We start from the raw sequence: 24,314 nt of genomic DNA, 5'->3' as shown, positions 1-24,314 counted from the left end.
GATGGTGGGAATTGTAGTTGTATCTCATAGTCGTCGACTTGCCGAAGGGGTGGCAGAACTTGCCACCCAAATGACGCAAGGCAAAGCCAAGCTTGCGATTGCTGCTGGGATTGATGATCCAGAGAACCCGATCGGAACCGATGCCATTGCCGTGATGGAAGCGATTGAGCAGGTACAAGATCAACAAGGGGTTGTTGTGTTGATGGATCTTGGCAGCGCGTTGCTTAGCACGGAAATGGCTCTGGACCTGATTGATGATCATGTGAGGGAAAATGTCACCCTTATCTCGGCACCTATTGTTGAAGGAACCATGGCGGCGTCGGTGGCTGCCGCCGCCGGACTGCCTTTATCGACGGTAGTCGAAGAGGCACAGAATGCGTTAAGCGTAAAACAAGAGCACCTTGGTGATCAGCCACTAACATCCGCTGAGATAGCGCCAGTATCAGAGAACTTTGAGCAAGAATGGACATTTGATTGGGTAGTGCAAAATCCGCATGGATTACATGCTCGTCCCGCTGCGGCCATTGTTGGTGCACTCGCGCCTTTTGACTGCCAATTATGGTTGAAAAAAGGCGAGCGCCGTGTGAACGCGAAAAGCTTAAACAGCATTGCGAAACTTGGCGTTCGTAGTCAAGAGACGATCACGCTGTGCGCACTCGGCTCTCAATCCAGTGAAGCAATCAAGGCATTTGAAGCCTTAGCTTATGAGCACTTCGGAGAAAAAGAGGCGGTTGAGCAAGGCATTGTCGAACCTGAAGAAAGCTCGGATACTCTGCTCGATGGCATGGCCTCAAGTCAGATTGAAGGTGCTGTTGTTGGTATTCGAGTCAATGACGGTATCGCTACTGCTCCTGCTGTCCTTTTTACTCATGAAATGCCAGCTGTGCCTGAACGTGATTTCCAAAGTGAACAAGATGAAATTGAACGGGTTAAGCGTGCGATAGGCGTGGTTTTTCAACATTTGCAGGAGCAAGCGAAGCAGCCGAAAGGGGAAATATTTTCCGCTCATAGCATGATGCTCAGTGACCCAGAATTATGGGCATCGGTCGAGTCGCGAATTCAAACGGGCATGATAGCCGAGCAAGCTTGGGTAGAATCACTGCAAAGGTTGGCCGAAGAGTTTCGCCAGGCAGAAAGTCAGTACATGCGGGAACGCGAAGCAGATGTGTATGATATAGCACGCCAAGTTATGGTCGAAATGACAGGCGTAACGCCTAATGCCATCGACATTCAGGAACCGAGTATTTTGTTGGCCCGCGACCTGATGCCTTCTGATGTGGCCGGGCTTGATAAATCGAAAGTGCTTGGTATCTGTTTGAGTGAGGGAGGGAAAACCTCTCACAGTGCGATTCTTGCCCGTGCGATGGGGATTCCTGCCATCGTTAAAGCTCAGGGCTGCCTTGATGCTGTGCGTGCTGGTCAAGTGGTGACTATTGATGGCTTTCGAGGGCATTTATGGTTCTCTCCTTCAGATGCCATACAGCAGGAATTAGAAGCGCAACAAATTGAGTGGCAAAGCACCCGACAAAGTGCACTAGCGAGTGCTCAGCAAGCCGCAGTCACCTGTGATGGTGTCCATATTCCAGTATTCGCCAATATTGGTGGACCGAAAGATATTGATGATGCACTAACATCAGGAGCTGAGGGCGTTGGTCTATTTCGGACTGAGTTTCTATTTCAAAACAGTGATGAGTTGCCAACTGAGGAAGCGCAATACCAAGTGTATCGTGATATTGCCGCCGCACTTGGTGATAAGCCACTTACGATTCGTAGTCTAGATGTTGGCGGTGATAAGCCTTTAGCCGCTTATCCTATGCCAGCGGAAGATAATCCATTTTTAGGTTTGAGAGGGGTGCGGTTGTGCCTTCAACATGAGTCATTGTTTACCGCTCAACTTCGAGCCATTCTGAGAGCCTTTCACGAGCAACCGAATATTCAATTGATGATACCGATGGTGGCTCAGGTTGAAGAAGTGAGAAAAGTAAAAGTGCTGTTGGCGCATCAAGCAAACCAACTCGGCTTGGATGCGACTCATTTGCCCGTTGGTATTATGATTGAGGTACCAGCCGCGGTGTTAAATGCTGATGCGTTAGCCCAAGAAGTCGACTTTTTCTCTATCGGCACCAATGATTTGACTCAATATGTTATGGCTGCCGATCGAGGTAACGCCGCTGTTGCTGAATTGGTGAACTACTTTGAACCATCGGTACTAAAAGCCATTGAGCTCACGTGTGCAGCAGGCGATCGCGCGGGCATACCGGTTAGTATGTGTGGTGAGATGGCTGGCGATCCAAATGCCACAGAAACATTGCTTCGCGTGGGGTTGCGAAAATTCAGCGCCAGTTCGAGTATGCTCCCGGGACTAAAAGAGCAGATTCGTCAGCTGTCTGTCGATGTTTAATCGAAACCGTATCGTTAGTTCATCTATACCGGCGTGCTTACGCCGGTTTTACTTTTGTTATAGGAACGCCAATTCACGACTTAATACAGCTTCATTTGCTCCTGCAGCCCAAACTTATTAATTTTTCTCCATAAGGTCGTGCGGCCAATTTGCAATGCTTTCGCCATATCATGCATTTTGCCATCACACTGATTCCAAGCCTGAACAATCGCTCTTCTCTCGGCTTCTTCTAACGTGATTACTGGCGTATTTTCTGCGGTATGGCGAGAATTCAGTTTAATGTCTTCAGGAATATCGTTCAGCTTGATTAAGTTGGAACTGCGGTTCAGCAAAATTCGCTCAGTTCGGTTTCTTAATTCAGAGTTGTTGCCTGACCAACGAAAATTCATCAACGCTTCCAGTGCGACTGGCTCTATCGAGATCGTCACATTGTGGCGGCGTTCATAATGGCTGATAAGCTGCTGTACGAGAAATTCAATGTCTTCTTTACGCTTTCGTAGTGGCGGAATATGCAGCTCGTTCGAGGAGATTTCATAATAAAGTTGCCGACCAAATGAGCGCTGAGTGACATACTCGCTGATCTCTGAAGCGGTGCTGGTAATAAGTTGAAAGTCTACGGGGATCAATCGCAAACTGTCGCTGCGGCTGACGAGCCCAGTTTTTAACAACTTAAGTAGCACGGCTTGTAAATCGGGCGACAGATATTCCACCTTTTCTAAAAAGAGCGTACCGCCATGGGCGAGTTCAAACTTAGAAGGCATGCCTTGCCCTTCGTCGTAGCCTAGGGTTTCTTTGACCAGTTGCTCTGTATTGATGGAGCGGCAGTTGAGCGTAATGAACGGCCCTTCTTTGTAAGTGCTTTCGTTATGGATCGCCATGGCGAGAGTGGCTTTTCCTACGCCTTCTTCACCTGTAATTAGAATCGGTGATTTTGACTTTATGGCCCGTTTTGCCACGGTAATGACATGCTTCATTTTTCGTGAAATGACGGGCAAAGTGCTGAACGTATAGCGCGCACTGCCACCTATTTGTTGTTGAGCAAGTTCGCGAATTTTATCGATAGGGTGCAAGAACAATAAGTGTGTGCCGTCGTTGAGTGGACGCAAGGTGATGATCGCTTCAACAAACTCGCCACGAACCTCTACCGTTGTGAGTTTACGGTTTATGCTCGCACCTGACTCAATACTAGTAAGGACATTCGGTGGGAAGCGTAAAACAGAAAAGACTTCTTTATCCAAGACCTGACTGGCTTCAATGTTTAACAAACGCTCGGACTGGTGATTTACCATGGTGATGCGATTTTCTTCATCCCACGCTAGAAGGCCGTCATCCATGCACTCTAACGTTGCGTTATGCGCACAAGTGAGGCGGTTCATGTTCTCTTGTTCCGACTGAATGTGGATTTGCAAGCTGACTTCTTTCGCGCTCGACGCGATGATGACTAAGTCTTCTTTCTTATAGCTTTCCGCTTTTCTGAAAAGGCATGTTGTACCGCGTAATTTGCCAAATTGGTCAAAAACAGGCGCCGCTACAGAGGCATAAGAGTGCAAGTGGCGATTGAAATGTTCGGCGGCAAAAACTTCACACGGGATATGAGTGTTGATACAGAGATTGACTGCATTTGTGCCTATCTTTCCTTCGGAGAGAAAACAGCCTTGTTTTATGCCGAGCGTTTGCATCTCTTGTCGCATAGAGTCGTGCCCGACGGTGGAGAGAATACAGCCGTTGCCATCGGTTACCATCAATACCAGGTCTTCGTCCCCTAGCATGTCGTAAGTGTCTTCAAGTACGGTCGTGGCGCATTCGATGAGATGTTCGTTGCGCTTCATTAGAGATGAGAAGGTAAATCCAGAGGCAATATGTGGTTTTGACCAGGTGTAAGGGCTGCATTGCTTTATGCAACGCTCCCACGACTCGAGGACGGGAGTGCGGGAAAATTCTGGAGATACCCAGTGGTGTTTCTGGAAAAACTCCCACTTAGTTTTAGTGTCTTCGATTGAAAGCATGCGATACCGTTTCAATACTAGCGATAGATTGGTCTGATGTTACAGAGACATCGGAATATGGACTGTGATGGCTTTCACGCACGTTGTATAGAAGAATGTGCAAAAAGAGGGGCGAGTTGAGGAGGCTTCCGTGCCAGTTTTTCGATTAAAAAGGGCTGTCTTTGCCGAGCTCATTGCAAATCTCGACAATGGCAAGTGAGAGCCCTGACTTAATGATTTGTTGTTGACGTTGCAGTTGTAGCTGATAAAACTCAAGGTCGATGTCGTCATCTGGTTCGCTGACTTCCAGTTGTACCATGCCCATTTTCTTCACCAAGTGCAGTTTCTTAATTGGTTCTAGAATATTCGGGTCAGTGAATTCGTAATCTGAAGCGTCACTATTGAGTTGGTTTTTGAGTTTGATGATGTCTTCGATGTCGTGGTAAATGTCATCGGGGAGCACTCCCAAGCCAAACAATAACTTCAAACGAACAGACAGATCGCCCAGCGGTCCAGAGTCTTGTAGCAGCGGACCGACAACCGATTGAACAGCGAAGTTATCTTTACGAAAGATTCTTTGCACTAACCCGTCGATCGAATCGTTAAAAACGTCGACTGCTGCAATGAAAAAGCCTCGTACCGATGGTGCGCTGTTTAATCGCTCAATGATCTCGGTTTCGTTGATGTTATCTGCCATATACTGAATACATTTCTAATTATTAGCTATCCCAACTCTTCAAGCAGAGAAGGACATAGAAGGGGAGCCGAGCTCCCCTAGGTAAATCAAAGTTGGTTGTAAAGTGTCTCGATTTGAGCCACTTCATCGCTGTCTTCTGCAAGACCTGTGTATGTCGCTAGCGTCTTCTTCACTCCCACTTCTTTTAATGAGTTTTGTAGCTCTACGGCTTGTGGGTCAGTGTCGTTAGTGTACTTCAACGCAGCGGCAATGCCTTTCAAAAGTGTTTGATTTTCAGTGCCATACTCAATTGTACCGAGTAAAGGCTTCACTAATCTATCGTTTGCACCCAATTTTCGAATTGGTTGACGACCTACGCGATCCACCTCATCCACTAAGTATGGGTTGGCAAAGCGTCCTAAAATCTTCTCGATGTAGGCGTTGTGCATGTCACGGTCGAAGCCGTAACGTTTGATCAGCACTTCACCACTCTCTTGCATCGCCTGTTTTACTTCAGCGTGAATGCTTGGGTCTTCAATTGCTTCACGAATGGTGTGATGGCCTTTCAAGCAACCTAGGTAAGCGGTAATGCAGTGGCCTGTATTGAGAGTGAATAGCTTGCGTTCTACGAATGCCATTAGGTTGTTGGTTCTTTCCATGCCAGCTATGTCAGGGATTTCGCCCTTGAATTGCTGCTCATCCACAATCCATTCGCTAAAACTCTCTACAGTGACTTCTAGTGGGTCATCGTTCGCCGCTTCTGCTGGTGGTACGATGCGGTCCACTGCGGAGTCGACGAAGCCAACTAGCTCGTCTGCTTTCGCGTGCAATGATTCATCCAAATGTTTGTACACTTCACCTTTTAGGTGAGTCGTGCCACGAACCATGTTTTCGCACGCGATGATGTTCAATGGTTTATCGTTACCTGCTGCAAAGCGTTTAGCAATGCCGGTAGCGATGGTTTTTGCAATGATGTCCAGTACGTTAGGGCCAACCGCTGTTGTTACCAAGTCGGTTTTTACAATGCGGTCGATGACATCTTCACTGGCTGAGTTTACCGCGGTGACGTGAGTTACTGTGTCGATTTGGCACTCAGTACCGACCACTTTTACTTTGTATTCTTGCTTGTGACTCAGTTGGTCGACGAGTGGAGCGTCAACGTCTGCAAATGTGACCTCGACTTCTGCATCTGCTAAGAGTTTTCCGATGAAGCCACGACCAATGTTACCTGCGCCAAAATGAACTGCGTTTTTCATAATTCTTACCTACCAATGTCTAAAATGTTGACTTACGAAACTAGGGGGAGGCCAACCGCATAGGGGGTGACAGCTGACCTCATTTGCCTCAGGAGCAAATTAAAGGGGTAATTAAGCCGCTTGTTGACCGCCAAGGATGTTTAGAATCTCTTCCACATCGTTGGTGCTGGTTAGCTTCTCAATTGCCTCCGGCTCATCGAGCGCGTTCGTAATGGTGGTAATCACCTGGATGTGCTCATCGTTCTTAGCGGCAATGCCGATAACCAGTTTCGCAACATCATCGTCGTCTTCAGTAAATTGGATACCCGATGGGTATTGGCAGATTACAATGCCGGTTTTCTTCACGCGGTCTTTCGCTTCTACCGTGCCGTGAGGCACTGCGATAGATTCGCCTAGGTAAGTTGGAACCAATGCTTCACGCTCAAACATCGCGTCTACGTATTCTGGTTCTGCGTAGCCAAGTTCGACCAACTTGTTGCCCGCGAAGCGAATCGCTTCTTCTTTGTTGGCAGCTTTCAAACCTAGGTGAATGTTTTCACGCTGGATTTGGAACACCGACGTTTGCTGTGGCTCGAAGTTGTCGTCGTTTGCTGCCACGAGCGACACTTTTACCATTTGGTCGTCATTGGCTGCGGATTGGTTTTGTGCTGCTAGTAGTTTGGTGACTAGCTGGTTGTACATCTCGCTGTCTAGGAAGTTAGTCAATGAAATGTGGTGTGCGTTTGGAGCATGCTTACGTGCACGATCCGTTAAGTCTTTATGAGTAATCACGATATCTGCACTCTCTGGTAAGCTGTTAATGGCAAGGTTGGTTACGTGGATGTTCAGACCTGCGTCTTGAACCTTTTTGCGTAGCATGCTCGCGCCCATTGCACTTGAGCCCATGCCCGCATCACAAGCGACAATGATGCTTTGTACTGTCGCTAGGTCTACGTCACCTTTGCTTTGGCTGTTTACCACCGCATCGTTTTTAGATGCAGATTTCATGTCTTTCATTTGTGATGTTGCTTTTTCTAGTGCTGCTTCATCACCGTCTTCTTCTGTGGACGTTTGTGTCTTCATTAGTAGTGCTGCTACCGCGAATGACACACCTGTTGCCGCTGCGATAGACGCTAGAACACCAACGATTGAGCCTTTCTGAGTCATCAACAAGATTGCAAAGATTGAACCTGGTGATGCTGGAGAAACAATACCTGCGTTAAAGATAGTTAGAACGAATACGCCAGTCATACCACCTGCGATAGCCGCAAGGATTAGGCGAGGGTTCATTAGGATGTATGGGAAGTAAATCTCGTGGATACCGCCGAAGAAGTGGATGATTGATGCACCACCTGCCGTTTGACGAGCCGTACCTTTACCAAACACCATGTAAGCTAGCAGGATACCTAGACCAGGACCTGGGTTTGCTTCGATTAGGAAGAAGATCGACTGACCTGTTTCAGACGCTTGTTGGATACCCAGTGGAGAGAAAATACCGTGGTTGATCGCATTGTTTAGGAACAGGATCTTCGCAGGTTCAACGAAGATTGAAGTCAGTGGTAGTAGGTGAGCAGAAACTAGGAAGTTAACGCCAGCCGCCAAGCCACCAGAAAGAATTTTTACGAATGGACCGATAAAGATGAAAGCAAGGATCGCACATAGCATGCCGATGATGCCCGCAGAGAAGTTGTTAACCAACATCTCGAAGCCACTTTTTACTTTACCATCGATGTAGTTATCGAATTTCTTGATAGCCCAGCCGCCCATTGGGCCGACCATCATTGCACCCATAAACATTGGGATGTCTGTGCCGACAATCACACCCATTGTTGTGATTGCACCGACTACCGCACCACGATCGCCACCAACTAATTTACCACCGGTGTAACCGATAAGTAGTGGCAGCAAGTAGGTAATCATTGGGCCAACCATAGAGGCTAACGTTTCGTTTGGTAGCCATCCAGTTGGGATAAATAGAGCAGTGATAAAGCCCCACGCGATAAACGCGCCGATGTTTGGCATTACCATGTTTGACAGAAAACGACCAAAATTTTGTATCTTGATCTTGGCATCTGGTGATATCATAACAATTCCCCGTTCGATGTTCTGATGAATCTTGTTGTAGTAAACGGTTCGCCAAAACCGTTTGTTTGATTGCTTAGTACCCAATCAATTTACCACACATTTTCCAATTGGAACTGACAACGGGTTTTTCGTGATCTACGCCCGCATTTCTTAGGCTGAGAAACGGTTTTTAAGTGACCAAGTTCAACTTATTAACTTGTAACTTAATAACAAAAAGCCACTTTCAAATCTGTCAATAAAAATCTTAGTGATCAATCCGATCTTCTGACAAATTTAAAATTAAAATACTTTGTGACTTTGATCACTTTTGATTTTTTTTGAAATTCGAATTAAATACTTGTAATGATCAATGTCACGTTTTGTGTTGAGTTGTGGTGGATTTAAAGTGTGATCTGGATCTGTTTTTGTTTTTTGTGAAAGTTTGTGACGGAATTGGTGAGATAAATGCTATCTAGATCTTTCGATAGATTGTATCTATGAGAGTCTTTTCGGCGCACTTCACGGAGCACGCCTAATTAGTTGATGAAAGGGTAAATAAAGAGAGTCGCCACACGGTTCTTCTTGTGATTCCCAACTCTCTACTTAATCACTGTTCTTAATCATCGTTGCTATTAGTATGATAGACGAGGTAGTCATGAGCTTGCTCGCGTCCCATATACCTTGCCAACGTCTTTTCTTGAACATCGCGCAAATCCACCATAATCAATCCATCTAGAGCGTTATTGAATGCAGGGTCGACGTTGAAGCATACCAGCTTGCCATTGAGGCTTAAGTACTGACGCAGCAAAACGGGCACTCCTTTCCCTTCATCGATTCTGGCAATGACACGTGACAATAGCTGTAAATCACCCAGAGCAGTGAGCATGCTGGTGTTCCAGTCACGGTGGTGCTCAGGAAGTGGGTTAGAAGGTGTGACGTACTCTGCGCAATTGTTGTCGTAGTGGTGCAGTGTCATTGATTGAGCCAGTAATTGACGTGCAGTATCGCTATAATCGTTGCTAATGCTTACCGGACCAAATAGGTGAGTGTAATCTGGGTTTTGATGAACGAACGTTGCGATGCCTTTCCACAGTAGCAGTAGCGCGCTCATGCTCTTTTGATATTGCTGTGCAATCACAGAGCGCCCCATCTCAATGGATTTACCCATTTGGTCGATAAAGCGTTGGTCATAGTTAAACAACGTTCGTGAATACAGACCTGCTACGCCGCGCTTTTCAATCAGTTGATCAACTAGACCTAAACGATACGCGCCCACCAAGCATTGGTTTTCTCTGTCCCACACAAACAGATGCAGGTAATCATGATCGAAATGGTCAATGTCTATTGCTAGTCCTGTCCCTTCGCCAACCTGTCGAAAATTGAGCTCACGTAGGCGACCAATTTCATGCAGTAGGGAAGGGATATTCTGCGACTCCGTGCAGTAGACATCGAACTCACCACTTGTTAGCAGCTTGGACTCTTTTGGTAAGTTGTTCAGTTCTTCAAGCAATTCGCCTACGGGTAACCCTGCCGCTATTGGTGAGAGCCGTTCTGATGAGGAAGAGGGCTTCACCGATTGGATTTCACGATTGAGTAAGTAAGTGTTGAGCCGCAAATAGTTCACCACTTGATCATCGCTAAGTGTGTTCAGCTCTTTAAATTTTATCGCTTGGCCAAAGGATAAGTTGATGGTTTGCGCCTGTTTGTTCAGCAGTTCTCGCCCAAGCAGTAGGGTGCGCAAAAGTGGATGGATTTTCCCTGCCATATAGAAGCGTTTCGAGTTCTGACCACTGATGAATACTGGAACTGTCGTTGCTTTGTTTTTGCGGATTAGGCTACTTACGCTTCGACTCCACGCTTTATCTTCCAAGCGTTGCTGTTTGGCATCGACTAACTGGGAAACCTCACCGGCAGGAAAGACAAGCAATAAGCCGCCACTTGCTAGGTGTTTATTGGCCGCTCTCAGGGCCTTCATATTCGATTTGACGGCGTCTTTGCCTTCAAACACATCGACACCAATGAAGAGCTGATCTAACTCTGGTACGGTTTTCAGGTATTGATTGGCTAGAATTTGGATATCGTCTCGTACCATCAACAAGAGTTCGGCCAAGATGACGCCTTCCACACAACCAAGCGGATGGTTCGCCACAATGACGGTAGCACCTTGCTTAGGTACTGAGTCGAGTGAACCATGAGCAATGCGATAATCGATACCTAAGATATCCAGCGTGAAGCGGAGAAAAGTTTTGGTATCGGCATTAACGGGGCGTTGGGCGTAGAACTTATCAAGTTGGTTTAAACCGGTTGCCCATTCAGCAACGTTTTCACCAATGCCAAACGGCGTTTTACGAGGGAGACGAAAAGGGGTTGAACTATCCATATTTACCTCAGCGTACAAGTTGCTGATTGGATAGTAGAAATTACAGATGACAGTTAAGAGGCAAAAGCATGAGCCTTTGGTGACAAACCAATGAAGCTTTATTGACTAAAGAAAACGGTATATCACTGTGCTATGAATCAAAACTCGCGTTATGTCTCCCTCTTAAAACAATAGATAGGCTATCTTATCTAGAACAAAGATTAAGCTAAGTTGATATTTATCAGGGGGAAATAATGGAACGAGTTTCCAATAAAGCAGCACTTTGGATTGGGCTAAGTTTGATACTTGGTCTTGGCATCCTTGGCTATTTTATGCAGCAGACGGCGGTGAAATACCGAGCCTATGAAAGAGTCGTGACAGTAAAAGGTTTGTCGGAGCGTGAGTATCCTGCTGATACGGTGATTTGGCCGATTCAATTTACTCTAGCGAGTAATGATATGGGAGCCATGTTTGATGAAATTGACCAGCAAACCCGTTTGATTTTGGACTTTCTAAGTGCCAAAGGGCTTCCTGAAACCAGCGTTTCCCTTTCTTCCCCAGCGGTCATTGACAGAAAAGCACAGCAATATGGGAGCGAGCAAGACATTGAGTATCGTTATTTGGCCTCGCGAACCGTTACGGTTTATAGCCAGAGTGTTGATGTTGTTCGAGCGGCAATCAATGAAATAGGTGAGCTAGGAAAGCAAGGCGTTTTGCTTAACCAAGATCCTTATGCAAATCGTGTTGAGTACAGCTTTACTAAGCTGAATGATGTGAAGCCAGACATGATCGAAGAAGCGACTAAGAATGCGCGTGAAGTGGCTGAGAAATTTGCGAAAGACTCACAGAGTTCACTGGGTAAGATCAAACGTGCAACTCAAGGGCAGTTCTCGATTTATGACCGAGACAGCAACACGCCTTACATTAAGAAAGTACGAGTGGTATCGACGGTTCAATATTACTTATCTGATTAAAGTTGCGCTCATATAGTCAATAGTTGGTCGTTCCATCACCTTCTATTTGTAGAGGTATCTATGCTCTGTGATAGGGAAATCAGTCTTCGCTGACGCTATATACAAGTACTTTTTTATAAAACTAAGTTCTTAACAGTGATGAGGTGAGTTTGATAATAATCAAGCTCACTTGTTTCTTATGAGCGTAAGTTAGTATGACTTATTGCTAGAAGGAATTAGTATCATGGCATACAAGCACTTTGTTAGAGAACTACTGGGTTTAGCGATTGTTGTCTCTGTCGTCTTTGGCGTATTAGGCGTGATGTTAGAGCTCTTCGCACTGACGGCACTTTGGGAGCATCAGCAAACGATAGCCGATGTTTTTTTCCATGAATCTCTCTACTTCATCGTATTTTTAATCCCACCATACTTCCTCTGGAAGTTGATTAACCGCCCTGAATTGGTTTCTGCTGATCAAGCTTATTTGGCAATGAAGTTAGAGGCTGAAAGTCGACAATGAGTCGATTTAGTGAGTAATGAAAAGAAGAGGCTATGAGAAAACATTAGCCTCTTTTCTATCTGATTCGTGGGGCAAAGTAGTCGCTGCTTTATTGATTAAAAAGCTGCTTCGATTGTGCCTTTGAAAGTGCGATCGAGATAATCACGAATCGCTTGAGATTGATAAATAGAAACGAACTTTTTATACGCTTCATTATTTTTGTCTGCGTCACGAGTGGCGATGACCATGACTGCTAATGGGGCGTCTTTTGCTTCAAGATAGATACTTTGTTTCTTCGGATCTAAACCAGAAGACATTACGTAGTTCATTGTAATCGCAGCCGCGTCCACATCATCTAATGTTCTTGGTAGCTGAGCGGCATCTACCTCGACAAATTCAAATGATTTTGCGTTTTTTGTGATATCAGTTAGGGCGGCTTTATGGCCAACACCCTGTTTCAGCTCAATTAAACCTGCATCGGCGAGTAGCAACAGACCACGACCACCGTTGGTAGGGTCATTTGGAAGCGCTATACGTGCATTGTTTGGAAGCTCTTGCAGTGAGCGATACTTATTGGAATAAAGCCCCATACGCATAAGAATGGACTGACCAATTGATACTAATTGGGCGTTATGGCTACTGTTGAAGTTGTCTAAAAATGGCTGGTGCTGATAGCTATTAATATCGATGCTACCATCGCTAAGAGCGGCATTAGGTGTCACGTAGTCAGAAAACTCAATGACTTCGACATTCAAACCTTGCTTCGCTGCCTCCTTCGCTACCGCCTCGACTACTTGTGCATGTGGTCCAACTGTCGCGCCCACTTTAATGACAGAGTCATCTTTTTCTCCACAAGCGCTTAAGCCGACTACTGCCGTGAGAATCAAAGCTAGTTTCTTTAAGTGACCAATACTTTTCATTGTAGCTCCATTTTTTATTTAGACGTCCATACGTTTATATGTCCATCCTATCAGAAGCTGTCTGAGGGTCAATGGTTTAAATCACGAGCGGACATTTTGTTTCTATTGCTCGTATAGAAAGCCAGATAATAGTTAAAGAAAAGGGGAAGAGGAAAAGCTATTACGAGGTTAGTGACGAGTTACCGCAACTGTACCCAAAGATATAAGATACAAAAAAGGCGTAGTAGGTATTAACCTGCTACGCCTTTCGGAATATGGTGGCCCCTCGCAGACTTGAACTGCGGACCAATCGATTATGAGTCGACTGCTCTAACCACTGAGCTAAGGGGCCTTAATAGGACAACGATTATAGGGGAAGCGTTGCAAGGTGTCTAGATACCAACTAGGGCAATTGCGCTTAGTTTTTATCCACTTAGAACAGTAGATAATAAAAAAGGTGACCTAAAGTCACCTTTTTTGATTTCTAAAAGCTTGTATGCGCTGCGATTATTCGTCTAGGAAGCTGCGCAGAGTCTCTGAGCGGCTTGGGTGACGAAGTTTACGTAGTGCTTTTGCTTCGATCTGACGGATACGCTCACGAGTAACGTCGAACTGCTTACCAACTTCTTCTAGAGTATGGTCAGTGTTCATGTCGATACCAAAGCGCATACGAAGTACTTTCGCTTCACGTGGCGTTAGACCTGCAAGCACGTCTTTTGTTGCCACTTTAAGGCTAGTTGCTGTTGCAGAATCTAGCGGAAGTTCTAGCGTTGTATCTTCGATAAAATCACCTAGATGCGAATCTTCGTCGTCACCGATTGGTGTCTCCATTGAGATAGGCTCTTTAGCGATTTTTAGAACTTTACGAATCTTGTCTTCTGGCATTTGCATGCGCTCTGCCAGTTCTTCCGGTAGTGGCTCGCGACCCATCTCTTGCAACATTTGACGAGAAATACGGTTTAGCTTGTTGATCGTTTCGATCATGTGTACCGGGATACGAATCGTACGTGCTTGGTCCGCGATTGAACGAGTGATTGCCTGACGGATCCACCACGTTGCGTAAGTCGAGAACTTGTAACCACGACGATATTCGAACTTATCTACCGCTTTCATCAGACCGATGTTACCTTCCTGGATCAGATCCAAGAACTGTAGGCCACGGTTGGTGTATTTCTTCGCGATAGAAATTACAAGACGCAAGTTCGCTTCAACCATCTCTTTCTTCGCACGGCGAGCTTTTGCTTCACCGATAGACATACGACGGCTGATGTCTTTAATGTTCTGTACGTTTAGAGAAGTCTCTTCTTCAATCATTTTTAGCTTAGCGATTGAACGACGGATTTCTTCTTCGTTACGTTTGATCTTTTCAGCGTATGGCTTGTCTGAAGCAAGAACTTCATCCAGCCAAGCTTCACTTGATTCATTACCAGTGAACAGCGCGATGAATGATTTCTTCGGCATTTTGCCGTATTCAACCACTGACTTCATGATCAGACGCTCTTGAGTACGAACGCGATCCATAGCAGTACGCAGTTCATTCACTAGGTGATCAAACTGTTTAGGTGTTAGACGAAACTCGCGGAATACGTCTAGCATCATTTCATTAGCAACGGTTGCTTTCGGGCTGTTATAGCCGTACTCGTTGATTGCTAATTGAAGATTTTGATAGGTGCTGCGTAGTTGGTTGAATTTCTCTAGCGCTAATTCAGGATCGATACCTACATCTTCTTCAGAATCATCTGAATCGTCATCGCTATCTTCGTCGTCATCAACGTCTTCATCGTCTTCTTCTTCTAACTGAGATTCAGTCAGTTCAGAACCGATGTGTGTTGCCGTTGGTGCAGCGGTGTCGTCAGCATCTGGATCTACAAAACCTGAAATTAGGTCTGTAAGACGTAGTTCTTCAGCTTGAACTTTGTCAAATTGCTCAAGAATGTACGGAATTGTGCCTGGGTATTCAGCAACAGACGATTGAACTTGGTTAATACCTTCTTCAATACGTTTTGCGATGTCGATTTCGCCTTCGCGAGTTAGAAGTTCGACAGTACCCATCTCACGCATGTACATACGTACTGGGTCTGTTGTACGACCAATCTCACTCTCTACGCTAGAAAGTGCAGCGGCTGCAGCTTCGGCTGCATCTTCATCGGTAATATTTGTGTCATCGTTCAGTGCTAAATCATCAGCATCAGGAGCAGTTTCTACTACCTTAATGCCCATGTCGTTGATCATCTGAATGATGTCTTCTACCTGTTCTGAATCTACGATTTCAGCAGGTAGGTGGTCATTTACTTCGGCGTAGGTCAGATAGCCTTGTTCCTTGCCTTTAATAACAAGTGACTTTAGCTGTGACTGCGGATTGTGATCCATAGACGGTATCCAACTTCGTAATCTGGTGAAGGAATCAGTATGCGAAATGCAAACCACTTACTATAACAAATTAAATCGTTGCTGACTAATTAAACAGGGTTACGCTTTTAAATCTAGCATAAGTGCTAGCAGCTCCCTTTTCTCTTCGGCTGATAAACCGACACTTCTTGCTTTGGCCTGCAGGTTTTCAATTTGTTTTTCTACGCACTGGGCAATAATTTTATCCAGTGAGTCTAAAAAGATTTCTTCTTGGTTGTCCTCATCGAGTGGAATGTCCCAACTCGCGAGACGAGACAGAAGGGTCTCATTTTGGCTGTTTCGCCAGTGCTCTAATAATTGGCCTGTGTTGATATGGGGATGCGCTTGGCATTTATCAAGTACATCAACAAATAAACTTAGACCAGGAATGGGCAAATCTCTAACGCTAGTTAGATCTGGCACCATACTTACGTATTGTGGGTTTTGAATCAGTAACGCGATCACTTCTCGCATCGGCGTTCGCTTGATTTCTTTATGAGGTTGAGGCCTTTTATCCTCTTTACCTTGTTTTGAAATTAGCTGCTGTAGTTGGCGTTCATCAACCAAACCCAAACGGCGGCCAAGCAATTCTCTCAAGTATAGTCTTAAAGTGCCGCCAGGGACTTTATCAATGAGAGGAACCGCAAGAGTACTCAGTTTTGCCATGCCTTCTTTCGTGCTCATATCGACCTGCTGAGTCAATGAGCTGAACATGAATTCAGACAAGGGCATCGCATTAGACACTTGCTGCTCAAATGCTTGTTTTCCGTTTTGTCGGATATAAGAGTCGGGATCTTCTCCATCCGGCAAAAACATGAATTTTAACTGGCGACCATCCGTTAGGTAAGGCAATGCATTTTCCATGGCACGCCACGCGGCTTCACGGCCTGCGCGGTCACCGTCATAACAACACACGACGGTGCTTGTTTGCCTGAATAACACTTGCAAGTGATCGCCCGTTGTCGAGGTTCCCAATGAGGCAACGGAATAATCTACGCCATATTGAGCAAGCGCGACAACATCCATATAGCCTTCAACCACTAAAATTTGTGGTGGCTCACGGTACGCTTGTAGTACTTCATAAAGGCCATACAACTCTTTACCTTTATGAAATATCGGGGTTTCGGGTGAGTTGAGATATTTTGGTGTCCCATCACCTAATACTCGACCACCAAAGCCTATTACTCGACCGCGTCTGTCTCGAATAGGAAACATCACTCGACCACGGAATCGGTCGTAGCGGTTGCCTTTATCGTTTTCAATCAACATGCCGCCTGTGACGAGCATGTCTTGGTTTTCTTTATTCTGGCCAAAGTTCTTACGAACTAAATCCCATTCATCAGCCACATAGCCGATGCCAAACTTCTGGACGATTTCACCAGACAGGCCACGATCTTTTAGATACTCAATCGCCACCTTACTTGCTGGCTGTTTGAGTTGGTTACGATAAAATTGAGCAATGCTGCCCATTAAGTCGTATAGGTTACGTTTTTCACTGCTGCTTGCTTGTGGGCCTGACTGAAACGAACCATTACCGCTGCTACGTTGTTCTCGAGGAACATCTAAACCCAAGTATGAAGCGAGTTCTTCAATGGCTTCGACGAATTCTAGTCGGTCGAATTCCATCAAAAAATCGATGGCATTTCCGTGCGCGCCACAACCAAAACAATGGTAGAACTGCTTTTCTTGACTGACACTGAATGAGGGTGTCTTTTCGTTGTGGAAAGGGCAGCATGCGCCGTAGTTTTTGCCTTTTTTCTTAAGTTTCACACGTGCGTCGATGATATCGACAATATCAAGTCGAGCTAGAAGGTCATCGATAAAACTGCGAGGGATGTGTCCAGCCATAAAACCTAACAAAAAAGAAGATGATGAGTGGAGTGAATGCCTTAAAAGAATGAGCGTATTGCCCATTGATTTCATTCCATCCATCCAGATACAAACAAGCCGTGCGCTCCAAAGGATAGCACGGCTTGCTGCAATTGGGTGGGGTACCTTAAGCCAATTTAGCGCGAACTAAACCGCTTACTTTACCCATATCTGCACGCCCTTGAATTTGCGGTTTCAGAACGCCCATTACTTTGCCCATGTCTTGCATGCCAGCTGCGCCAGATTCAGCAATCGCGTTCTCGATGAGAGCCGCTACTTCTTCGTCTGTCAGTGGTTGAGGCATAAAGTCCTCAAGAACGGTAATTTCTGCTTGTTCCGCATCAGCAAGATCTTGACGACCCGCTGCTTCAAACTGCGCTACAGAATCGCGACGTTGTTTAACCATCTTGGTCAATACTGCAAGAATGTCGTCATCGTTCAGAGTAATCTGTTCGTCAACTTCACGTTGCTTGATTGCTGATAGGGCTAAACGAATAGTACCAAGGCGCAATTTGTCCTTGGCTTTCATCGCTAATTTTTGCTCTTCTTTGAGTTGATCAATCAGAGCCATAACTAAATTCCTTTTGGAGCTCAGTTATTAGTACAGGCGAACGCGACGAGCGTTTTCGCGAGCTAGCTTCTTAGCGTGACGCTTTTGAGCTGCTGCTTTAGCGCGTTTGCGAACTGTAGTTGGTTTTTCGTAGTGCTCACGACGACGCACTTCAGAAAGGATACCTGCTTTTTCGCAAGAGCGCTTAAAACGACGTAGAGCAACGTCGAACGGTTCGTTTTCACGTACTTTAACTACTGGCATATGCCTTTCACCTCAGGGGTTATTCGTTAACGCTGGTATTCAACAGACCAAATCACAATTGTTAGGTCTCTTACCAGCTTGATCAAAAATGGTGCGGAATTTTAATCCGATCACAACTACTTTGTAAAGCCTTTTGTCGATTATTGTCTGTACAAAATTTGTTTGCAGCACCAAGGCGAGGTAATATGACGCCCAAATTTCCTCTATACAGAAAGCATACTGAGAAAACCATGCGCATTATTGGTATTGAAACCTCTTGTGACGAGACTGGCATCGCAATTTATGACGATGAAAACGGTCTCTTGTCACACAAGCTATACAGCCAAGTAAAACTGCACGCAGATTACGGCGGTGTGGTGCCTGAGTTGGCTTCACGTGACCACGTAAAGAAAACCATTCCTCTTATTAAAGAGGCACTAAAAGAAGCGAACTTAACTTCAAAAGACATCGATGGTGTCGCGTATACCGCGGGGCCTGGTCTTGTTGGGGCGCTATTAGTGGGTGCGACTATCGGTCGCAGTATTGCTTATGCTTGGGGAGTGCCAGCGGTACCTGTTCATCATATGGAAGGTCACCTATTGGCCCCAATGTTGGAAGATAACCCTCCACCGTTCCCGTTTGTGGCGGTATTAGTATCGGGCGGTCACTCTATGATGGTGGAAGTGAGAGGCATCGGTGAGTACAAAATTCTAGGTGAGTCGATTGATGATGCGGCGGGCGAAGCGTTTGATAAAACAGCGAAGCTAATGGGTTTGGATTACCCAGGCGGTCCACTATTATCTAAACTGGCGGAAAAAGGTACACCGGGCCGCTTTAAGTTCCCGCGCCCAATGACGAATGTGCCAGGTTTGGACATGAGTTTCTCTGGTCTAAAAACCTTTACGGCTAACACGATTGCTGCAAACGGTGATGACGAGCAAACCCGCGCGGACATCGCATTGGCATTTGAAGAGGCTGTGTGTGCTACGTTGGCTATTAAATGTAAGCGCGCGCTTGAGCAAACAGGCATGAAACGCATTGTTATTGCTGGTGGTGTGAGTGCTAACCGTCGTTTGCGAGCTGAGTTAGAGAAGTTAGCGAAGAAAGTTGGCGGCGAAGTTTACTACCCACGTACTGAGTTCTGTACAGATAACGGTGCGATGATCGCTTACGCAGGCATGCAGCGCTTGAAGAATGGCGAAGTGGCTGATATGTCAGTAGAGGCTCGTCCACGTTGGCCAATTGATCAACTAACACCTGTCGCTTAGTCAAATTTATGCGGTAGGTTTGAAACCGGTTCTTTGTAATAAAGGTCTCTGCTCCTCAGAGGCCTTTATTTTTAATTATTCAATGAACCGCCTCGTTTTACATTCTGACTGATGCGATCAGTTCGCGATTGTTTCAGTGCTAGGATGACGTGGAAGAATAAGAAATGGATATAACAATGAATAAGTTTGAAATTGAAGGTCAGCAACTTGCTTATCTAGATAAAGGTGAGGGCCCTGTGCTTCTATTTGGTCATAGTTACCTTTGGGATAGCCAAATGTGGGCGCCACAAGTTGAGGTTTTAAGCCAGTCATTCCGTTGTATTGTGCCAGATCTTTGGGCACATGGTGAATCGGACGCTGCACCTGCATCGACACAGTCATTGGCCGACTATGCACAACATATGTTGGCATTGATGGATCATTTAGATATCGAAGAATTCTCGATAGTGGGCTTATCTGTTGGCGGCATGTGGGGAGCTGAGCTAACGGCTCAAGCGCCGCAACGTGTTAAGTCACTGGTATTGATGGATACCTTCATTGGCTGGGAGCCAGAAGTTACGTATAAAAAGTATTTTGCAATGCTTGATACCATCAGCCAAGTCCAAGCAGTGCCTGCGCCAATTATTGAAGCCGTTGTGCCGCTGTTCTTTGCCAACAACGTCAATCAGGATAACCCTAAACTTGTCGCTTCATTCAAACGCAGTTTAGAAGAGCTGAACGGTGAGCGTGCGGTGGAAGTAGCTCGCATGGGGCGCATGGTGTTTGGTCGCCGTGATGTGATTGAAGATTCGGAAAAATTCGCTCTGCCGACGTTAATTGCGGTGGGCTGTGAAGATAAGCCTCGCCCGGTTTTCGAATCGTATTTAATGAAAGACTGTATCACGGGCAGTGAGTTGGTAGAAATTCCGCAAGCGGGACACATCAGTTGTTTAGAACAGCCGGAGTTCGTCAACCAAATGTTGTTGAACTTCCTGAATCGAGTTCATGCGTAACCAATGCACCCCTCTTTAAACGAAAAACTCGGCATTAAGCCGAGTTTTTTTGTGTCAGTTTCTTCTCGCCGATTTTTGGCTCGTCGCCAGACAAAAGCCGACGAATATTTTGATGATGCTTAAATACGATTAAGCAACACAGCATAGCAACAGGTAACGTGTATTGCGGTTTAAACATCCAAGTATAAAACGGAGTGACCAAAACCGTGACGAGAGCCGCTAAGGATGAATAGCGGAATAGCGCGGCTACTGACAGCCAAGTTAACATCACCAATCCTGTTAAGTCCAAACCAATCGGAGCGATAGCGCCAAGCGCGGTTGCGACACCTTTTCCGCCTTTAAAGTGGAAAAAGATGGGGTACATGTGGCCAAGACAGGCAGCAATGGCGATGACGCCAAGAATGATAGGGTCGATACCAAGAAAGTATCCGCCCCACACGGGGATAGTGCCTTTGAGCATATCGCACAACAAGACTGAAACAGCGGCTCCTCGTCCGCCAATACGCAATACGTTCGTTGCTCCAGGATTGTTAGATCCCACACTGCGTGGGTCTGGCAGTTTTAAGAGTCGACAGATCAAAACCGCACTGGAAACCGAACCTAATAAATAGGCGGCCATTGTCATTATCAGTGCCAGTGCGTCCATAGAAGTCCTTGATGGATTGGAATTTAATGCTCGGTTCCCGCGTAGTTGCTATCATACCCCGAATTTACATAATGCAGAAATCCTCACTGTGATAGAGCTTGCATTATGTGATTTCTTGTATATAAAGATGCTTTCGCAGTTTATACCTAAGTAACATTGTGATGACCAAAGTAAATGTTACTTAGGTATAGAATACTACGATCAAATTACCCCTCACGGGTATCCGACCTCTGTAATAGAAGGACATAAGATGGCTCTGGATAAAGTTTTTATTGAACAGTTAGAAGTAATCACCACAATTGGCGTGTACGACTGGGAGCAACAAATCAAACAAAAGTTGGTTCTAGATATTGAAATGGCACACGATAATAAACCTGCGGGCAAAAGTGATGATGTGCAAGATGCACTGGATTATTCGCAGGTGAGTGAGGCGGTACTTAACCACATTGAAAATGGTCGTTTCTTACTGGTCGAGCGCGTGGCTGAAGAAGTAGCAGAGCTTATCATGCTGCGTTTCTCAGTGCCTTGGGTGAAAATCCGCCTAGCGAAGCCTGGCGCCGTGCCGCAAGCACGTGCTGTTGGTGTGGTGATTGAGCGAGGCCGAGCATGATCACCACCTATATCGGTGTTGGGACGAACGTAGAAAGAGAGCAACATGTGCTTGCTGCGTATCAGGAGCTGCAACGGCTTGGAGAAAATCTCCTCGTATCACCGATATATGAATGCGAACCTATTGGTTTTAGCAGCAAGAATTTCTACAACTTTGTCGTTGCAATGCGTACCGAGTTGTCATTAGAAGAGTTGAGCCATCAACTACGCGAGATTGAATTTAAGTGGGGACGCGAAGAAAACGCGCAAAAGTATCAGGATCGAACACTGGATCTCGATATAGTGTTGTTCGGTGAGCGCGTCTCCAAGAAAAAACCTGAGCTACCTCGCAGTGATATCTACAAATATCCTTTTGTCACAAAGCCGCTGTATGATCTCGAACCGCAATTAGTGATCCCAGGCGATGGACGCACAGTCGCAGACATTTGGCATGCTATGCAGCCAGTCGATTCGCTCAAACCCGTTTCCTTTCATTTTTAATTTGAGTTGTTTACATGAGTTATTTTGAAGCCTTTATTTTGGCTCTGATTCAGGGGCTGACAGAGTTTTTGCCTATTTCAAGCTCTGCCCATTTGATCCTGCCTTCCGCTATTTTAGGATGGGAAGACCAAGGTCTAGCCTTTGATGTTGCTGTTCACGTCGGTACATTAATGGCTGTCGTGATCTATTTTCGTCATGAAGTAATCACTTTGTTTCAAGCGTTATTTGCTTCGATCTTTAAAGGAGATCGCAGTAAAGAAGCTAAATTGGCTTGGATGATCGTGATTGCGACGATTCCAGCTTGTGTGTTCGGCTTATTGATGAAAGACATCATTGAAGTGTATCTACGTAGCGCTTACGTCATCGCGACTACTACGATCGTATTTGGCCTGTTGCTATGGTGGGTAGACAAAAACGCTAAACTCGTTGCCGATGAATACCAAACGGGTTGGAAGAAAGCTGTATTTATCGGTATTGCTCAAGCCTTAGCGATGATTCCTGGAACTTCACGTTCAGGGGCGACCATCACAGCAGCGCTTTACCTTGGCTTTACTCGAGAAGCGGCTGCCCGATTTTCGTTTTTAATGTCGATCCCAATCATTACATTAGCTGGTAGCTACTTAGGCATGAAGTTAGTGACCAGTGGTGAACCTGTCCATGTTGGTTTCTTAATGACTGGCATTATCACATCGTTTATCAGTGCGTACATCTGTATCCACTTCTTCTTGAAGATGATTTCACGAATGGGCATGACACCGTTTGTGATTTACCGTCTCATTTTGGGCGTCGGTTTGTTCGCTTTTCTATTAAGTGCATAATTGATGTTAACGAAAAACGCCCGCGAAATCCGCGGGCGTTTTTGTTTGTTCGTTACTTCTTAAGTGCTGCTTTCACTGCTTCAATACGTCGTTTTTCTTGCTCGTCACGAATCGCAGGGCCTTTAAAGCCCTCTTTGATAATGGCTTGAACGTCAACTGCCGCTGCTGCTTGGTAGGCTTGCCTAAAAATATCCGCCTGTGGATATGGTTGCGTTTCCAGTCCTTTACGACCAGCGTGATCCGCTTGGCAGCAAAGCAAGATATCTTGCAGACGTTCGGACTTACGCCACACATCAAGTTTATTGAGTATTTTAATTATGGTTTGTGGTTTAAGTTCAGCCGCGCGATGAATATTGGAGTGCTGTTCGCACACCATCAAGGCTAAATCACGAAACTCATTTGGTACCCGGACACGTTCGCACAGCTTTTTGATCAGTTTTAATCCTGTATGGCAATGCATTTTGTGGCTTGGCCATTCGCTCTCTGGCGTCACGCCCTTACCCAAGTCATGCACTTGGGCGGCAAACCTGACGGGGAGTGAGTTACTCAATTTTGCGGCTTGCTCTGCCACCATCAAAGTATGGATGCCAGTATCGATTTCTGGATGCCACTTCTCAGGTTGAGGTACGCCAAATAGTGCATCAATTTCAGGTAACACCACGGTTAATGCACCACAGTCTCGTAGAACCGATAAGAAAATATCAGGGCGAGGAGTAGAGAGAGATTTATGCCATTCTTGCCAAACACGCTCGGGAGTCAGTGTGCTCAGCTCTCCGGACTCTGCCATGTGACGCATTAACCGCATGGTTTCGTCGGCAACCGTAAAGTTTAGATCAGCAAGCTTCGCTGCGAAGCGAGCGACACGTAAAACGCGTAGAGGGTCTTCAATAAAGGCGTCTGATACATGGCGTAGCAGTTTATCGTTGAGATCTTGCTGGCCACCATATGGGTCATGGATCGTGCCATCACTCTCCATTGCCATCGCGTTAATGGTTAAATCACGACGTATCAAATCTTCTTCTAAGGTGACGTTTTGATCGAAGAAACATTCAAAACCAGTGTAACCAGAACCTGACTTTCTCTCTGTTCGTGCAAGGGCATATTCTTCTTTACTTTTGGGATGCAGAAATACAGGAAAGTCTTTACCAACGGCGGTGTATCCTTGGGACAGCATCATCTCGGGCGTCGCGCCTACGACCACCCAGTCGTTGTCATAACTATCAATTCCGAGCAATTTATCTCGAACTGCGCCACCTACTAAATAAACTTGCACGAATTACCTCTTAATTTATGGATATGCCGTTGGACATTGTAGCAAGCAATGGTACTTTTCTTTACTCCTAAGAATAGAAGAAGAGCGTTTATACCATGTCTGACTAT

General features: G+C 45.7%; 20 protein-coding genes and 1 tRNA gene. 8 read left to right on the top strand and 13 right to left on the bottom strand.

Annotated elements, in window-relative coordinates:
• Position 1: 1 nt before the first annotated feature.
• Positions 2-2,401, top strand: a complete 2,400-nt coding sequence (gene ptsP, locus R8O70_RS03455) for a phosphoenolpyruvate--protein phosphotransferase (protein WP_258624965.1) — start codon at positions 2-4, stop codon at positions 2,399-2,401.
• A gap of 80 nt (positions 2,402-2,481) precedes the next feature.
• On the opposite strand, the gene dhaR is transcribed toward ptsP, so the two are convergent.
• From dhaR to R8O70_RS03430, 5 genes are all read right to left on the bottom strand, one after another.
• The gene (gene dhaR / locus R8O70_RS03450; protein WP_158159547.1) at positions 2,482-4,407 is read right to left on the bottom strand and encodes a dihydroxyacetone kinase operon transcriptional regulator DhaR; all 1,926 of its coding nucleotides are present in this window, start codon (positions 4,405-4,407) and stop codon (positions 2,482-2,484) included.
• A 145-nt stretch (positions 4,408-4,552) separates the two neighbouring features.
• Positions 4,553-5,083 (bottom strand): MltR family transcriptional regulator, encoded by a 531-nt coding sequence (locus R8O70_RS03445; RefSeq protein WP_005379708.1) that lies wholly within the window; start codon positions 5,081-5,083, stop codon positions 4,553-4,555.
• A gap of 86 nt (positions 5,084-5,169) precedes the next feature.
• Positions 5,170-6,318: a mannitol-1-phosphate 5-dehydrogenase gene (locus R8O70_RS03440; protein ID WP_149192008.1), complete on the bottom strand. Its 1,149-nt coding sequence runs from the start codon at positions 6,316-6,318 to the stop codon at positions 5,170-5,172.
• Positions 6,319-6,429: 111 nt separating this feature from the next.
• Entirely contained in the window at positions 6,430-8,382 is a 1,953-nt protein-coding gene (locus R8O70_RS03435) for a PTS mannitol transporter subunit IICBA (RefSeq protein WP_005379710.1), read from the bottom strand.
• A 595-nt stretch (positions 8,383-8,977) separates the two neighbouring features.
• Complete coding sequence (locus tag R8O70_RS03430) at positions 8,978-10,741, bottom strand: lysophospholipid acyltransferase family protein (RefSeq protein ID WP_213971582.1); 1,764 nt, start codon at positions 10,739-10,741, stop codon at positions 8,978-8,980.
• A gap of 233 nt (positions 10,742-10,974) precedes the next feature.
• Between R8O70_RS03430 and R8O70_RS03425 the strand changes: the two genes are divergently transcribed.
• Positions 10,975-11,694, top strand: a complete 720-nt coding sequence (locus R8O70_RS03425; protein WP_005379714.1) for an SIMPL domain-containing protein — start codon at positions 10,975-10,977, stop codon at positions 11,692-11,694.
• A 223-nt stretch (positions 11,695-11,917) separates the two neighbouring features.
• Positions 11,918-12,193, top strand: coding sequence for a hypothetical protein (locus R8O70_RS03420; protein WP_005379716.1), 276 nt, complete (start codon positions 11,918-11,920; stop codon positions 12,191-12,193).
• 95 nt (positions 12,194-12,288) lie between these two features.
• Here R8O70_RS03420 and R8O70_RS03415 read toward each other — a convergent pair whose 3' ends face one another.
• From R8O70_RS03415 to rpsU, 6 genes are all read right to left on the bottom strand, one after another.
• The gene (locus R8O70_RS03415; protein ID WP_017633488.1) at positions 12,289-13,092 is read right to left on the bottom strand and encodes a MetQ/NlpA family ABC transporter substrate-binding protein; all 804 of its coding nucleotides are present in this window, start codon (positions 13,090-13,092) and stop codon (positions 12,289-12,291) included.
• 255 nt (positions 13,093-13,347) lie between these two features.
• Positions 13,348-13,423 (bottom strand) — tRNA-Ile (locus R8O70_RS03410).
• 155 nt (positions 13,424-13,578) lie between these two features.
• Positions 13,579-15,441: an RNA polymerase sigma factor RpoD gene (gene rpoD, locus R8O70_RS03405; protein WP_005395986.1), complete on the bottom strand. Its 1,863-nt coding sequence runs from the start codon at positions 15,439-15,441 to the stop codon at positions 13,579-13,581.
• Between the two features lie 99 nt (positions 15,442-15,540).
• Positions 15,541-17,307: a DNA primase gene (dnaG, locus tag R8O70_RS03400; protein ID WP_258625278.1), complete on the bottom strand. Its 1,767-nt coding sequence runs from the start codon at positions 17,305-17,307 to the stop codon at positions 15,541-15,543.
• Between the two features lie 148 nt (positions 17,308-17,455).
• Positions 17,456-17,899, bottom strand: a complete 444-nt coding sequence (locus R8O70_RS03395) for a GatB/YqeY domain-containing protein (protein WP_005379720.1) — start codon at positions 17,897-17,899, stop codon at positions 17,456-17,458.
• Between the two features lie 27 nt (positions 17,900-17,926).
• The gene (rpsU, locus tag R8O70_RS03390) at positions 17,927-18,142 is read right to left on the bottom strand and encodes a 30S ribosomal protein S21 (protein WP_001145625.1); all 216 of its coding nucleotides are present in this window, start codon (positions 18,140-18,142) and stop codon (positions 17,927-17,929) included.
• A 230-nt stretch (positions 18,143-18,372) separates the two neighbouring features.
• Here rpsU and tsaD point away from each other — a divergent pair, with 230 nt between their 5' ends.
• The gene (gene tsaD / locus R8O70_RS03385) at positions 18,373-19,389 is read left to right on the top strand and encodes a tRNA (adenosine(37)-N6)-threonylcarbamoyltransferase complex transferase subunit TsaD (protein WP_005379854.1); all 1,017 of its coding nucleotides are present in this window, start codon (positions 18,373-18,375) and stop codon (positions 19,387-19,389) included.
• 176 nt (positions 19,390-19,565) lie between these two features.
• Complete coding sequence (locus tag R8O70_RS03380) at positions 19,566-20,381, top strand: alpha/beta fold hydrolase (RefSeq protein ID WP_005379855.1); 816 nt, start codon at positions 19,566-19,568, stop codon at positions 20,379-20,381.
• Between the two features lie 34 nt (positions 20,382-20,415).
• Here R8O70_RS03380 and plsY read toward each other — a convergent pair whose 3' ends face one another.
• Positions 20,416-21,027 (bottom strand): glycerol-3-phosphate 1-O-acyltransferase PlsY, encoded by a 612-nt coding sequence (plsY, locus tag R8O70_RS03375; protein WP_005379857.1) that lies wholly within the window; start codon positions 21,025-21,027, stop codon positions 20,416-20,418.
• Between the two features lie 250 nt (positions 21,028-21,277).
• Between plsY and folB the strand changes: the two genes are divergently transcribed.
• From folB to R8O70_RS03360, 3 genes are read left to right on the top strand one after another with little or no spacing between them, the layout of a single operon-like run.
• Complete coding sequence (folB, locus tag R8O70_RS03370; protein ID WP_005379859.1) at positions 21,278-21,637, top strand: bifunctional dihydroneopterin aldolase/7,8-dihydroneopterin epimerase; 360 nt, start codon at positions 21,278-21,280, stop codon at positions 21,635-21,637.
• The gene (folK, locus tag R8O70_RS03365; protein ID WP_005387457.1) at positions 21,634-22,116 is read left to right on the top strand and encodes a 2-amino-4-hydroxy-6-hydroxymethyldihydropteridine diphosphokinase; all 483 of its coding nucleotides are present in this window, start codon (positions 21,634-21,636) and stop codon (positions 22,114-22,116) included. Before folB ends, folK begins: the two co-directional genes overlap by 4 nt.
• Positions 22,117-22,130: 14 nt before the next feature.
• Positions 22,131-22,934, top strand: coding sequence for an undecaprenyl-diphosphate phosphatase (locus R8O70_RS03360; RefSeq protein ID WP_017820255.1), 804 nt, complete (start codon positions 22,131-22,133; stop codon positions 22,932-22,934).
• Positions 22,935-22,986: 52 nt separating this feature from the next.
• On the opposite strand, the gene R8O70_RS03355 is transcribed toward R8O70_RS03360, so the two are convergent.
• Entirely contained in the window at positions 22,987-24,207 is a 1,221-nt protein-coding gene (locus R8O70_RS03355) for a multifunctional CCA addition/repair protein (protein ID WP_005379907.1), read from the bottom strand.
• Positions 24,208-24,314: the final 107 nt, after the last annotated feature.

This window comes from Vibrio sp. 779(2023) (genome assembly GCF_033344285.1).
Taxonomy (GTDB): domain Bacteria; phylum Pseudomonadota; class Gammaproteobacteria; order Enterobacterales; family Vibrionaceae; genus Vibrio; species Vibrio alginolyticus.
This window is presented reverse-complemented; position numbering and strand designations above follow the sequence as displayed.